11 protein-coding genes are annotated in these 12,613 nt (G+C 60.9%); 9 read left to right on the top strand and 2 right to left on the bottom strand.

Going from position 1 to position 12,613, the window contains the following annotated elements; translation table 11 throughout:
- Positions 1-4: 4 nt before the first annotated feature.
- Positions 5-2,140, bottom strand: coding sequence for an intracellular growth attenuator family protein (locus tag ACJ8OK_RS20355; RefSeq protein WP_015379305.1), 2,136 nt, complete (start codon positions 2,138-2,140; stop codon positions 5-7).
- Between the two features lie 445 nt (positions 2,141-2,585).
- Here ACJ8OK_RS20355 and nudE point away from each other — a divergent pair, with 445 nt between their 5' ends.
- Entirely contained in the window at positions 2,586-3,140 is a 555-nt protein-coding gene (gene nudE, locus ACJ8OK_RS20360; RefSeq protein ID WP_015379304.1) for an ADP compounds hydrolase NudE, read from the top strand.
- Positions 3,141-3,191: 51 nt separating this feature from the next.
- On the opposite strand, the gene mrcA is transcribed toward nudE, so the two are convergent.
- Positions 3,192-5,750, bottom strand: a complete 2,559-nt coding sequence (gene mrcA / locus ACJ8OK_RS20365; RefSeq protein WP_031300057.1) for a peptidoglycan glycosyltransferase/peptidoglycan DD-transpeptidase MrcA — start codon at positions 5,748-5,750, stop codon at positions 3,192-3,194.
- A 121-nt stretch (positions 5,751-5,871) separates the two neighbouring features.
- On the opposite strand from mrcA, the gene pilM reads away from it, so the two are divergent.
- The 8 genes from pilM to ACJ8OK_RS20405 all read left to right on the top strand — a co-directional run bounded on the left by pilM (position 5,872) and on the right by ACJ8OK_RS20405 (position 12,572).
- Complete coding sequence (pilM, locus tag ACJ8OK_RS20370; RefSeq protein WP_033631912.1) at positions 5,872-6,705, top strand: pilus assembly protein PilM; 834 nt, start codon at positions 5,872-5,874, stop codon at positions 6,703-6,705.
- A complete protein-coding gene (locus ACJ8OK_RS20375; RefSeq protein WP_004930306.1) occupies positions 6,705-7,244 on the top strand; it encodes a PilN domain-containing protein in 540 nt (179 codons plus the stop codon). Before pilM ends, ACJ8OK_RS20375 begins: the two co-directional genes overlap by 1 nt.
- Positions 7,237-7,731 carry a hypothetical protein gene (locus tag ACJ8OK_RS20380; RefSeq protein ID WP_033631914.1) on the top strand — a complete coding sequence of 165 codons (495 nt, stop codon included), beginning with the start codon at positions 7,237-7,239 and terminating at the stop codon, positions 7,729-7,731. The genes ACJ8OK_RS20375 and ACJ8OK_RS20380 overlap by 8 nt, the downstream gene beginning before the upstream one ends.
- Positions 7,724-8,083 (top strand): HofP DNA utilization family protein, encoded by a 360-nt coding sequence (locus tag ACJ8OK_RS20385; protein WP_442530915.1) that lies wholly within the window; start codon positions 7,724-7,726, stop codon positions 8,081-8,083. Before ACJ8OK_RS20380 ends, ACJ8OK_RS20385 begins: the two co-directional genes overlap by 8 nt.
- Complete coding sequence (hofQ, locus tag ACJ8OK_RS20390) at positions 8,080-9,324, top strand: DNA uptake porin HofQ (protein ID WP_074469418.1); 1,245 nt, start codon at positions 8,080-8,082, stop codon at positions 9,322-9,324. Before ACJ8OK_RS20385 ends, hofQ begins: the two co-directional genes overlap by 4 nt.
- 349 nt (positions 9,325-9,673) lie before the next feature.
- Complete coding sequence (gene aroK / locus ACJ8OK_RS20395; RefSeq protein ID WP_004391482.1) at positions 9,674-10,195, top strand: shikimate kinase AroK; 522 nt, start codon at positions 9,674-9,676, stop codon at positions 10,193-10,195.
- 106 nt (positions 10,196-10,301) lie between these two features.
- Positions 10,302-11,402: a 3-dehydroquinate synthase gene (gene aroB / locus ACJ8OK_RS20400; protein ID WP_442530916.1), complete on the top strand. Its 1,101-nt coding sequence runs from the start codon at positions 10,302-10,304 to the stop codon at positions 11,400-11,402.
- Positions 11,403-11,558: 156 nt separating this feature from the next.
- Positions 11,559-12,572, top strand: coding sequence for an SPOR domain-containing protein (locus ACJ8OK_RS20405; RefSeq protein ID WP_033631917.1), 1,014 nt, complete (start codon positions 11,559-11,561; stop codon positions 12,570-12,572).
- Positions 12,573-12,613: the final 41 nt, after the last annotated feature.

Raw genomic sequence — 12,613 nt, forward strand, 5'->3', positions numbered from 1 at the left:
AGGTTCAGGGCATCGGCCGCATCGACATCGGATTGAGCTGCGGGTTGAAGCAGCTGTCGTAGTAACGCTGGATATCGGCGACGCGGTGTTGATTTATGCGCCGACGCTGCACCAGCCGCCAGGCGTTATAGCCCAGGCTGACGACCACCGCCAGCAACAGCAGGCTGGTGCCGAGGTAGCGCCACAGGGTGATCATGTCCGGTTCGCTGTGCAGCGCCACGTGGCGGGTGCCGTTGGCATCGACGCTGAGGCTGGTGATCACCCCCTGGGCCTGGAACGGGGTATGCAACAGCAGAGTGGAAAGGCGCTGCAGTTCATTCCACTGGTCGAGGGCGTTGTATTCGCTTTGCGGCACCGAGGATTGCGGGTGGCTGACCAGTTGGCGGCCTTCGTCGCTGCGGATCAGGAAACCGCCCGGTGGCGGGCTGTTGAGCGCCGCGGCGGCCAGGCGCGTTTCATTGAAGATGAACGATGACGTGGCCACTTTGGTCAGGCTTTCCAGCGACTCGGCGCTCACCGGGCGCAGCAGGACGTTGACGCCTTGCAGCGCGCCGGACCTGGCGCGTTTCATCAGGCCGCTCCAGTTTTTGGCGTTGCCCAGGTTGACCAAGGCGTTTTTTAACCGCACGCAGTCGTTTTCTGCCTGACATAAATCCTGCGTTTTCAAAACGATATCAGAGAAGTCATCCAACAGGATCATGCCGGATTTCTCGATGGCGCTGGCCAGCTGCGGGTTGACCTTCTGATCGGCGCCGCTCGGATGCAGCTGGCTGTTGACCGTGGCCAGCAGGGCCGTCGCTTTGTCTATGACTTCCGATTCCGGCTGCGGCAGCGGGGCGGCGTTGTTCCAATAGATGCCGGAGCAGTCGAACGGCGCAAAATTGACGGTGCCGCCACCGTTGGCCGGCGGCGGCACATAGCACATGCCGCTGCCGCGCACTTTCAGCGTGTCGCCGATGCGCAGCGGCGTGGCTTCCAGGGCCTGCACGCTGGTCACTTCCACTTTTTGCGCACCCTGCAGCCAGGCCATGCTGAGGGTCAGCGGCAGGTTGAGCGGGATATAGATCAACAGCAACAGCAGTACCAGCGCCGAGCTGGCGACCAGCACCGCGTTGCGGCCCCACTGCTGCAGCGGGAAATTCTTCACTTCGTCATGCAGCGAGAGGAAGCGCCCCTGGCGCACTACCTGCCGATTGAGGTAGACGTCCACATCGGTGGTCTTGCCCAGATCCTGAGTCAGGTACGGCTGCCAATGCGGCGGGTAGATAAGATCGATGATGCCGAGCGAAATGTTGCTGATCTGCCCCTGATCGGACTCGCCGAACAGGCCCCAGCGCTTCGGCGTGCCGCGCAGGCAGTGGATCTCTTTCAGCTCACGCGATGCCGGACGGCGGAACAGGTTCCAGCATCCCCAGGCGATCATCAGCACCGCCACAAAAATCATCCAGGGGATAACCAGCACCGGGCTTATCAGGCTGAAGAACAGCAGCAGCAGTGCGGCGGAGATGATGACGGCTTCGCGGATGCCGTTCGGCCGGTTCAGCGCATGCTCTTCCGGCGTTTCCTTGCGAATATTGACCAGCTCGACATGCTCGCTCTCTTCCTTGCGGATGGACGCGTTTTTGGTCGGCGTGGCGGCCACCACCGGCGGCTGCGGCCGGTCGTGAATGTGATCTTTCAGCGAGTGCCCGTTGAGCGAAATCACCAGCGGCAGCGTCTGGGTTCTGATCACTTCCACATGGTTGTCGGCGGTGATATAGGGTTCCCAAAACGGCGGCAGATGCACCTCTTCCGCGTCGAGGTAATAGCGCCATTTATTGGGATCGTCGCTGGCCAGCCCGTAGCGGGTGATGGCGTGCGTGACCGGATATACGTTATCGCTTTGCGGGGTGAGCGCCAGCTTGGCCGCGGGCAGCGTAGCGCCGCCGCCGGGCAACAGTTTGTTGCTCAGTTTGTTTTGCTGACTGAGATAGAACTCGACCGCGGCGCGCTCTTCGTCGGTCAGCTTGCGGTGGGCAGGCTTGATAAACGGCAATGCGTGCGCCAGCGCCGACGGGTTGCGGGCCTTGAACCACAGGTACAGGCCGGCGGCAATCAGGCAGACAAGCACTAAGGCCAATATCAACACTATTGTGCTCATGCAATCCCCATCTCACACCCGTGAATTTCGCCAACCTGATGAAAAGCTGAATATTATACGGAGTAAACCGCCAGGAGGCACCCAGAACTAATGAGGGAACAAACAGATTCTCGCTCTGGATCTCATTCCTTCATGACGCAAGGCCATTTTATCACTGATTCTTGCCTGCGTGATACTAGCAACCGGCCTCTGTCGTCGATATCGGTATTATCCTATTTTCTTGCGCGCTGTTTGCTGAATCAGTACGGAAAATCGCCGGCCGCTGGCTACGCTTGTTAAAAGAAAGTAAATTACTGTTCATGCGCGTTGCGGCGGAGCTTGCCCTTAACGCACAATGTGATCAGGATCGAATTTGGTCAGCGTTTGAGCGCCAATGAGCCGTGCGTTACGCCAATCATTTTTTCGGTTGCCCCGTCCGCGCCTGGGTAACCTCTTTGAGGCAATCATGGATAAACACCTGCAAAAACCTAAAATTCTGAAAGTGGAAACGGTCGCGCGTTCGCGTTTATTTAACGTCGAGTCGGTCGATTTGGAATTCAGCAACGGTGTTCGGCGGGTGTATGAGCGCATGCGGCCTTCGGATCGCGAAGCGGTGATGATCGTGCCGGTGATTGGCGATGACCTGCTGCTGATCCGCGAATATGCGGTCGGCACCGAATCCTATGAGCTGGGGTTCCCGAAAGGGCTGATCGATCCCGGTGAAGGGGTGCTGGAGGCGGCCAACCGCGAGCTGATGGAAGAGGTGGGGTACGGCGCGAAACGCTTTGATTTTCTCAGTAAGCTGACGATGGCGCCGTCCTACTTTTCCAGCAAAATGAATATCGTGCTGGCGCACGATCTCTATCCGCAGAGCCTGGAAGGGGATGAACCGGAGCCCTTGCCGCAGGTGCGCTGGCCGATCGCCAACATGATGGCGCTGCTGGCGGAACCGGATTTCCGCGAGGCGCGCAACGTCAGCGCGCTGTTCCTTTCCGAGGCATTTTTGCGCGCGTCGCGCTGATACGCTTCACGCCGAATAAAAAAAGGGCCAGATTTCTCTGGCCCTTTTCGATCAGAACAGCTCGTGGCTTTCGCCGCCCGGATCGGTCAACGTGGTGCCGGTATCGCGCGATGGGTAATCCGTCGGCTGCGTTCCTTCGATGAAGTATTCGGAACGGCTGCCGCCGCCACCGCCAGAGAGCTTGCCGCTGCTCTTGTCGATGGTGACGCTGATGATGCCCGGCGGCGGCGTGACTTTCTGCTCTGGGATGCCTTCCAGCGCGGTTTTCATAAAGTCGTCCCACGCCGGCTGGGCGCTCTTGGCACCGCCTTCACCGCCGGAAATCTGATCCGGGATGGCGCCGGATACCGTCGAACGGCCCAGGTCGCGGCGGTGATCGTCGAAACCGATCCACACCGAGGTCACGGTATCCGGGCCATAGCCGGAGAACCAGGCGTCCTTGGAACTGTTGGTGGTACCGGTTTTGCCGCCGATATCATGACGTTTCAGATCGCGGCCGGCGCGCCAGGCGGTACCCATCCAACCCGGTTCGCCGAAGATGTTGCTGTTCAGCGCGTCGTGGATAAGGAAGGCCAGCTGTGTGCTGATGACGTGCGGCGCATACTGTTGGTCGCCGTCCTGCTGTACCTGAGCCGGGGTGACTTGCTCCAGCTGAGGCATCGGCACCGTGCTGTTGTTGCCTTCCTGCGAGGTGGCGACGTTTTCGATGTTGTCGTCGGACAGCACCGCCGAACGGTGGGTATCGCCGTAGATCACCGGCAGGTTACAGCTGCCGCACACCACTTTCGGTTTGGCTTCGAACACCGTATTGCCGTTATCGTCTTCAATTTTGGTGATGAAGTACGGATCGACCAGGTAACCGCCGTTCGCCAGCACCGCGTAGCCGCGAACCAGCTGCATCGGGGTGAAGGAGGCGGACCCCAGCGCCAGCGATTCGGTATGCACGATATTCTGCGCCGGGAAGCCGAAGCGCTGCAGATATTCCGCCGCGTAGTCGACGCCCATCGCGCGCATCGCACGCACCATCACCACGTTCTTCGATTGCCCCAACCCCTGTCGCAGGCGAATCGGGCCGTCGTAGGTCGGCGGCGAGTTCTTCGGCCGCCAGTCGGTGCCGGCGCCGGCATCCCAACGGGTAATCGGCAAGTCATTCAGAATGGTGGCCAGCGTCAGGCCTTTATCCATCGCGGCGGTGTACAGGAACGGTTTGATGTTCGAGCCCACCTGACGCAGGGCCTGCGTGACGCGGTTGAACTTGCTCTGATTAAAGTCGAAGCCGCCAACCAGCGCTTTCACCGCGCCGTCGTTCGGGTTGATAGAGACCAGCGCCGAGTTGACGTCCGGCACCTGCGACAACCACCAGGCTTCGTTCACTTTACGCACCCACACTTGCTGGCCGGCCTGCACTACGTCGGTGACGCGTTTCGGCGTTGGGCCTTGCTGAGTGTCCGAACGGTATGGGCGTGCCCAGCGCATGGTCGCCATCGGCAGGGCAATACTGCTGCCGTCGGCCAGCATCGCCGTCGCTTCCTGCGGGTTGGCGGCGGTGATCACCGCCGGCGCCAGCGGGCCGTAGTTCGGCAGGTTTTTCAGCGAATCGACAATCTGTTTGCGATCCCAGGCCGCTTCGCCGACTTTCCACAACACGTTGGATGGGCCGCGGTAACCGTGGCGCATGTCATAGGCCAGCACGTTGTTGCGTACCGACTCCTGCGCCGCCAGCTGCAGCCGTTTGGTGACGGTGGTGTAAACCTTGTAACCATCGGTATAGGCGTTTTCACCGTAACGCTTGATCATCTCCTGACGCACCATCTCGGAGAGATACGGCGCGGAGAAGCTGATTTCCGGCGCATGGTAATTGGCGACCAGGTCTTCGGAGCGCGCCTGATCGTACTGCGCCTGCGTGATGTAGTGTTCGTCCAGCATGCGCGACAGCACCACGTTGCGACGGGCAACGGCGCGATCGTGCGAATAGAGCGGGTTGAAGGTGGATGGCGCTTTCGGCAGGCCGGCGATGGTCGCCATTTCGCTCAGGGTCAGCTGGCTGACGTCTTTGCCGAAATAGACTTGCGCGGCGGCGCCCACGCCGTAGGCGCGGTAACCCAGATAGATCTTGTTCAGATACAGCTCAAGGATTTCATCCTTGGTGAGCATCTGCTCGATGCGCACCGCCAGGAAGGCTTCCTTGATTTTACGCATCAGGGTGCGTTCCGGGCTTAAGAAGAAGTTACGCGCCAGCTGTTGGGTAATGGTACTGGCCCCCTGCGAAGCGTGGCCGGAGACCAACGCGATGGAGGCGGCGCGGAAGATGCCGACCGGATCGACGCCATGGTGATCATAGAAACGGCTGTCTTCGGTGGCGATGAATGCGTGCACCATCACCGGCGGAATTTGATCCAGTTTCAGCGGAATGCGGCGTTTCTCGCCGTATTGGGCGATCAGTTCGCCATCGGCGCTGTAGACCTGCATCGGTATCTGCAGCCGCACATCTTTCAGCGTTGCGACGTCGGGCAGCTGCGGCTCGACATATTTGTACAAGCCGAAAATCGAGGCTGCTCCCAGCACGATGCAACATACTGCAAGGATTAGTAAATACTTTACGAACTTCACCTGAGATTTCCCATTTCTAAGTCATTTGGGCAGTTTATAAACAACCGCGCGGTAGTATAAAGGCAAGCCTGCGACATGGATATGTTCTTTTATCATCTGATGTTATGGAGGCTTGCGAAACATGTTCCCTCAAGCATGGCAGGTGGGGCTGGATATACAAATCGACTGCGTGCGGGCGGTGGCGGCTCAACGCCGCCGCAACGGCTGGCAGTTGCGCCACTGGTGGCAGCAGGCGCTGCCGCAGGCGGTTTTACGCGATGGCTGTCTGGAACCTTCCGAATTTCTTATCCGGGCGCTGCGGCAATGGCGCGTCCAACTGCCGCGACATATTTCCTTACGCATTGCCCTGCCGGCGCAGCGCGTGTTGCAGCAACGCATGGCGCAGCCGGACGCGCGGCTGCGCGAGCCGGAACGCAGCGACTATATCGGCGGCCACGGTGTGAAGCAGTTTCCGCTCGACGGCCAGACGCTGGCGCTCGACTATCGCACCGCGCCGGCGGATGAGGCGGCGCTGTTGCTGACCGCCGCGCGGCGGCAGGAGCTGCAGCAGTGGCTGCATTGTCTGCGTCAGGCTGGCCTGCATCCGCAAGCGGTCGATATCACCCCCTGCGCGCTGCGGATGATGGCGACGGCGGCAGGCGTGCCGCCCGCCGCGGGGCTAATGCACCGTCTCGAACGAGAATGGCTGTGGGTGGCGCCGGCTGACGGCGCGTTCGCCTTTGGTCTGGCGCCGGGCGACGATGACGCGCAGGCGCTGCGGGCGCTGCAAGCCCAGATGCCGGCGGGCGACGATCGGCCCATCTATGCCGGCAGCGTGCTGGCAGGTGCCTTGCCCGCCGGTTGCCTTGCCTGGTCGCCGCTCAGCGCCTTCACGCAGCTGCGTCCGCCGTTGCCTGCGCATCCTTCGGCGTTCGCGTTGGCCGGTGGCCTGGCGCTGCGCGAGGAGGATCGCTGATGTATCAGGTCAACTTTCTGCCCTGGCGACAACGCCGCGAGCGGCGACGCGGCTATTTTTGGTTGGGCGTGCTGCTGTTGCAGCTAACGGCACTGCTGCTGGCGCTGTTCCTGGTCGCCGGCCAGTTGCGTCACCAACAGGCGCAGCGGCAGGCGCGGCTGGCGATGCTGGGTGAAGAGCTGGCGGCACTGACGTTGCTCGCCCGTCAGCAACAGCAAGAGCGGGCGCAGCGGGCGCTGCACCGCGCCCGCGCCGAACGGCAGGCGAGCAACGCCCAACATAACCGGCGTTATTTTCAGCTGCTGCAGCAATTGTCCTCCAGCATTCCTCCACCGCTGTGGCTTACGGCGATGGAGAGTGATGCGGTGAACGGCCTGCGGCTGCGTGGATTGAGCCGCTCTCCTGCGGCCATCACGCAGTTCGAACGGCGGCTGGCGGGGATGCCTGCGTTGCCGCGGTTGCGTTTGGCTGAGGTGGCGCAACGCGACGACGGCCTGTACACCTTTCATCTGGCGGCGCAGTGGGGGCGTGATGGATAACCGTTTGTCATCCGGGCTGCGTCTCTGGCTGAGCTTGCCGGGCTGGCTATTACTGCTGTCGCAAGGGTTGGGTATCGGCACGTTGGCGCTGTTGGGCGGCGGCTGGATGTTGCAAGACGAATGGCGTCAGCGGGAAAGCGCGGCGGAGCGGCAACAGCGTCTGTTGCAACAGATCGCCATGGTGCAACGCCAACTGGACGAGGTGCCGGAAACCGCTATCCCGGCGGCGCCGCTACCTCCGTCCACCACCGGCGATCTGGCGAGCGTGCTGCAACGGGCGGGAGGCGCGTTGTTGCGCTGGCAGCGGCAGGAAAAACCGCCGCGGCAAACGCTGAGCTTGCGCATTGACTACGCCGGTTTGCTGGCGCTGCTGGAGACGCTGCCCACCGATGTACGCCTTGAGCAGCTGAGCGTGGAGACGCCGTCCCTTGGCATGACGGCGCGGTTGGTTTTGCAGGATGCCACCGAGGATCAGCCCAATGAGTAAAAGGCCCTGCCGTTGGTGGTGGTTGCTATGGCCATGGGCATTGTGCGCTGAGCCGCGCGACCCGTTTGCGCCGCTGCCGATGCCTGCTTGTGCCCAAACGGAGGCGTCGCCGGCGGGCTGGCGACTGAAAGGCGTCATCGGGCAACCGACGCTGCGCTATGGCTGGGTGGTGACGCCGGCGGGGCAATGGTTGCGCCTGCGGCCGCAGCAACGGGTGCTGTCCGAGCGCTGGCAGGTGACGCAGGTGCAGGCGCGTAGCCTGACGTTAACGGCGCTGACGGCCGAACCAGATTGCCCGGCGAGCCAGGGCGACGTCTCGCTCATGATGGACAACAAGGATGGCAAACCATGAAAGGATGTGTTGGATTGGGCTTGGCGCTGTGGTGCCTGGCGCTCGGCACCGCGCAGGCGCAGGATAAGCAGCGGGTTTCCCTGGAATTTCAGGATGCGCCGGTCACGGTCATCCTGCAGGCGTTGGCGGATTATCGGCAGATGAACCTGATCGCCGCGCCCGGCGTGAGCGGCAACCTGACGCTGCGGCTGGAGAATGTGCCCTGGCCGCAGGCGCTGGCGTTGACCCTGCGCATGGGCAAACTGGCGATGACGCGGGAAGGCAACGTGATACTGATCTCGCCGGAGCCGGACGCACAGGAAAAAAGGCAGCAGCGAGAGGCGTTGGCGCAGCGGCAACCGCTGCATAGCCTGACCTTGACGTTACAGAACGGCGATGCGGCGGAAATTGCCGAAAGCCTCAACGCCCAACGTGGCGCGTTGCTGAGCGAGCGTGGCAGCGTGTTGGCGGATAAACGCACCAATACGCTGCTGCTGCGCGACACCGCGCCAATCCTGACGCAGTTGAAAAAGCGGATAACGGAAATGGACGCGCCGCTGGCGCAGGTGCAACTGGCGGCGCATATCGTGACCATCAACCGCGAAAGCCTGCGTGAGCTTGGCGTGCGTTGGGGGTTGGCGCCCGACGACAGGCCGGCGCGGCCGTTGCGGCCGGGCAATGTCGGTGTCAACCTGCCGCTGGAGCGCAGCGCGGTGAACGCCGGTTTCCATCTGGCGCGCATCAGCGGGCGTTTGCTGAGCCTGGAGCTGACGGCGCTGGAGCAGGAGAATCAGGTGGAGATCATCGCCAGTCCACGCCTGCTGACGGCGCACCTGCAAACCGCCAGTATCAAGCAGGGAACCGAGATCCCTTACGAAGTGTCAAGCGGCGCCAGCGGTGCGACTGCCATCGAGTTCAAAGAGGCGGTGCTGGGCATGGAGGTGACACCGAAAGTGTTGCCGGACGGGCGCATCACGCTGACGCTGCACATCAGCCAAAATATGCCGGGGCGCGCCATCAGCCGCGGGGCGGGTGAGGCACTGACCATCGATAAACAGGAGATTAAGACGCAGATCACGGTGAAAAACGGTGAAACCCTGGTGCTCGGCGGTATTTTTCAACGGCATAGCGGCAAGACGGCGGACAAGGTGCCGGGGTTGGGGGATGTGCCGTTATTGGGAGGCTTGTTCCGACAAAGCGGCGCACAACAGAAAAAACGCGAGCTGGTGATCTTCATTACGCCGACCCTGATTAAGGGATAAGCGGCGGCCTGTCGGCCGGGCGGCAAATCTCCTAAAGTTGATGAGCAGATACACTTTTTTATCTCCTTGGGGGGATCTGCGTTTGACGCTGCGGCCGATTTAGCTTACAAGGGTTACCGAATTGAGCACCGAGGTTTTTTGTTAGCGTCAAGACGCCGTTAAAAACATATGGTTTCCCTCCCGCGGCGTGGATTGCGATTTATTCGGTTGCCAAACTACCAAGAGTGTTGAGATAATTTTTCGTCTGATCTCGCACTATCGCTCATGAGGTTTCAGTTTAGGTCCCGCCGCTGATTTGATTGGCGGGGCGGGTTAACATTAACGAATTGTCTTAGTAATACCGAAAAACATGGCAGAGAAACGCAATATCTTTCTGGTTGGGCCTATGGGTGCCGGCAAAAGCACTATTGGCCGTCAGTTAGCTCAGCAACTCAATATGGAGTTCTTCGACTCCGATCAAGAAATTGAGCGACGTACCGGAGCTGACGTGGGCTGGGTATTCGACGTGGAAGGGGAAGAAGGTTTCCGCGATCGTGAAGAAAAAGTCATTAATGAACTGACGGAAAAACAAGGGATTGTGTTGGCGACCGGCGGCGGTTCGGTGAAGTCGCGCGAAACGCGCAACCGTCTGTCCGCGCGCGGTGTGGTGGTCTATCTGGAAACCACGATCGAGAAGCAGCTTGCTCGTACCCAGCGTGATAAAAAACGCCCGCTGCTGCAGGTCGATTCTCCGCCGCGTGAAGTGCTGGAAGCCTTGGCGAAAGAGCGCAATCCGTTGTATGAAGAGATTGCCGATGTCACCATCCGCACCGACGATCAGAGCGCTAAAGTGGTTGCCAACCAGATCATCAACATGCTGGAAAGCAACTGATTGCCGCTTTCCGCGTTCGCCGTCGGCCAATGCGGAAAACTGATTTGTGTTCCCCGCCGCAGCGGGGATCAACCACCGCCGCACCATACAGAGAACTGAGCGCGACATGGAGAGAATTACTGTAACGCTTGGGGAGCGCAGCTACCCGATTACCATCGCCGCCGGATTGTTTAACGATCCGGCTTCTTTTATGCCGTTGAAGGCGGGTGAGCAAGCGATGTTGGTCACCAACCAGACCCTGGCGCCGCTTTATCTGGAGCGTGTCCGGCAGGTGTTGGAGCAGGGCGGCGTCGTGGTGGATCAGGTGATCCTTCCCGATGGTGAGCAGTACAAATCTCTGGCGGTGTTGGAGCAGGTGTTTTCGGCGCTGCTGGAAAAACCGCACGGGCGTGATACCACGCTGATCGCCCTCGGCGGCGGCGTTGTCGGCGATCTGACCGGCTTTGCCGCCGCGTGCTACCAACGCGGCGTGCGCTTTATTCAGGTTCCCACCACGTTGTTGTCGCAGGTGGACTCTTCCGTGGGCGGCAAGACCGCCGTCAACCACCCGCTCGGCAAAAACATGATTGGCGCTTTCTATCAACCCGCTTCGGTGGTGGTTGATCTGGATTGCCTGGAAACCTTGCCGACGCGTGAACTCTCTTCCGGCCTGGCAGAAGTCATCAAATACGGGATCATCCTCGATCGCGAGTTCTTCGTCTGGTTGGAAAACAACATCGATGCGCTGATGGCGCTGGATATGCAGGCGTTGGCCTACTGTATCCGCCGCTGCTGTGAGCTCAAGGCCGAGGTGGTGGCTGCCGACGAACGCGAAAGCGGCCTGCGCGCCTTGCTGAATCTGGGCCATACTTACGGCCACGCCATCGAAGCCGAAATGGGCTACGGCGTATGGCTGCACGGCGAAGCGGTGGCTGCCGGCATGGTGATGGCGGCGGAAACCGCGCACCGTCTCGGCCAGTTCTCCGTTGAAGATATCGAACGCATCAAAACGCTGCTGCTGCGCGCCGGCTTGCCGGTCTGCGGGCCGCAGGAAATGACGCCGGGATCCTATCTGCCGCACATGCTGCGCGACAAGAAAGTGCTGGCGGGTGAACTGCGCCTGGTGCTGCCGACCGCGATCGGTGCGGCGGAAGTGCGCGGCGGCGTAGGGCATGAGCTGGTGTTGGCGTCGATCGCCGCCTGCCTGCCTGAGCAGACGCGTAATTAAATCGGACTAAGTAACAGTGGCTTAGCCGCCATTTGCATCTATATTAATACAGTGAGCAGAGCACGACGGGTGTCGCTTTGCCATCATCGGGTTAATCTGCCCGTGCCACGGTAGGTCTACGGTGGTGGGCTTTTGCCTCTAGTTGGAGGGTTTCAGATGGACGAGTTTAAACCGGAAGACGATCTCAGACCTGATAGCAGCGATCGTCGCCCTACGCGCTCGCGCAAGCCGGCCGCCGCGCCGCGCTTCGCCGTTTCGCGCCAACATTTGATGATTGGCATCGGCATTTTGGTGCTGCTGCTGCTGATTATCGGCATCGGTTCCGCCCTGAAGGCGCCGACCAAACATGAAGCGGCTCAGGAGAACGGCGCGCAAAACGGCGGAGCCCGCGATATCAACCTGTCCGGTTCTTCGTCGCTGACTACCGCCAACAACGGCGTGCCGGGCGGTACCACGGATACCCACGATAACAACGGCGTGAGCGCGACTCAGCCGCAGCAACCGCAGAACGTCAGTGTTCCGCCGATCTCCGGCACGCCGACCGAAGCGCAAACGCAGCCTCAGCAGGGCGGTGCGCAGCAGCGCGTCGATTTGCCGGGCAACATGGCGGATGCGTTGTCGCAGCAGCAGGGGCAGGTGGATGCGGCGACCCAAGGCATGACCGGCGCAGCGTCGACGTTGCCGACCGCACCGGCGACGGTGATGAGCGGCGCCGCAGCGCGCGAAGCGACGCGTCCTGTGCAGGGAACCGCGCCGCAACAGCATAAAACGCCGGCGAAAACTGCCGCCGCCAAACCGGCCGCAACGCAGCATAAATCACCGACCACGGTGTATACGCCGCCGGCCAAGCCGTCTTCCACCGCGAAAGCGGGAGCGGTCGCCAGCAGCGGCAGTTCTGTGCAGTCTGCGCCGGGCAGCCACTATACCTTGCAGCTGAGCAGCGCTTCGCGTTCCGATACGCTGAACGCCTACGCCAAACAGCAGAAGCTGCAGAATTACCTGGTGTACGCCACCAAGCGTGACGGCAAGCCGTGGTACGTGCTGGTGAGCGGCAACTATGCTTCTTCCGCAGAAGCGAAGCGCGCCATTGCTTCGTTGCCGGCGGATGTGCAGGCGAAAAAACCATGGGTCCGACCTGTACACCAAGTGCAGCAAGATCTTAAAAAATAAATCATTTAAATTTGTGCGCTGATGTGCTGTCTGAAACAGAG

This window comes from Serratia sp. CY71090 (genome assembly GCF_052166845.1).
In the GTDB taxonomy this organism is placed as follows: domain Bacteria; phylum Pseudomonadota; class Gammaproteobacteria; order Enterobacterales; family Enterobacteriaceae; genus Serratia; species Serratia nematodiphila.